This window comes from Streptomyces sp. NPDC127084 (assembly GCF_042724175.1).
GTDB lineage: Bacteria > Actinomycetota > Actinomycetes > Streptomycetales > Streptomycetaceae > Streptomyces.
The window spans coordinates 1-1,258 of sequence record NZ_JBHXFA010000141.1; the positions used below are offsets into that span (position 1 = coordinate 1).

General features: G+C 70.8%; 1 protein-coding gene. It reads right to left on the minus strand.

The features are described from left to right. Positions 1-66: 66 nt before the first annotated feature. Entirely contained in the window at positions 67-1,002 is a 936-nt protein-coding gene (locus tag ACFWI9_RS26640) for a cellulose-binding protein (protein WP_387165686.1), read from the minus strand. Positions 1,003-1,258 lie beyond the last annotated feature (256 nt).

Below are 1,258 nucleotides of genomic sequence, written 5' to 3' on the forward strand. Positions count from 1 at the left end.
GGTGAAACTCACAGCCGGGCCACTCGCAGCCGGGCGAGAACGCGACGCCGGGTGCCGGCGTCAGCGTCAGCGGGTCTGCTGTGCCGGAACGCCGCGCGAGACCGGCTCGTCGTCCGGCGCACCGGTCGCCGCGACCGCCGCACCGGTCAGCGTCGCCAGCATCTCGCGGACGTTGGTGAGCTGCGCGTTGATGGAGTCGCGACGGTTCGTCAGCGCCGCCAGCTCGCGCTCCGATTCGCTGCGGATACGGTCGGCCTTCGCGTTCGCGTCCGCCACGATGTCCTCGGCCTGCCGCTGCGCGGTCTCCACCGTCTGACGGGCCCGGCGCTCGGCGTCCGTACGCAGCTTCTCCGCCTCCAGGCGCAGCTGCTCGGCGCGGTGCTCGATCTCCGCGAGGCGCTTCTCCGCCTTCGCCTGACGCGAGGCCAGGTCGCGCTCGGACTGCTCACGGCGCTTCGCGAGGTTCGTCTCGAAGTCCGCGGCGGCCTGGGCGGCCTTCGCGCGGGTCTCCTCGAAGAGCGCGTCCGCCTCCTCGCGCTTGGACTGCGCGTCCTTCTGGGCGTCGGCGCGCAGCGAGTTGGCCTCGCTCTGGGCCTTCTCGACGATCCGTACGCCCTCGTCCTCGGCCTTCTGCTTGCGGTCGACGGCGAACGCCTCCGCGTCGTTGCGCACCTGCTGGGCGGCCGACTCGGCGAGCTCGCGGTGCTGCTCGGAGGCGCGACGGGCCTCATCACGCAGGTCCTTCGCCTCCTCCTCGGCCAGCCGGAGGATCTTCTCGACGCGCGCCCCGAGCCCCGCGTAGGACGGCTCCGCGTCGTTGACCTGGGTCTGTGCATTCTGCGTTTCGAGGTGCAGCTCCTCGATGCGCTTTTCCAGAGAGGTGATCCGCGCGAGAGCGCTGTCACGGTCGGCGACGAGTTTGGTAATGCGGTCGTCCACCTGACCGCGGTCGTACCCACGCCGCACGAGCTCGAAGCCGAAGGGGGAGGAAGTGTCGCTCATGGGGTTCCTGTCGAATGAGACCGGTGAGGTGTTAGAGGGAATCCTAGGGGCCCAAGCGGCGTGTCACCGGGCAGATGCCCGTTTGGTATGGAGAATGACCAGCCTTTTGAGTGGATAGTGTCGTGCCGGGATGGGTTTGCCGAAGCTCGCAGCGCCAGGTGAATGGGCCCTCCCCGCCTCCACTGGACCCGCGGGGCGCGCGCGCGGCGCCCGGGCCCCCGCCCCCCCCCCCCCGGCAGCGGCCTGAGCACAGGCG

What these genes read in the sequence shown, in the direction of transcription:
- ACFWI9_RS26640 (WP_387165686.1), bottom strand. Translation starts at nt 1,002, where the DNA reads ATGAGCGACACTTCCTCCCCCTTCGGCTTCGAGCTCGTGCGGCGTGGG.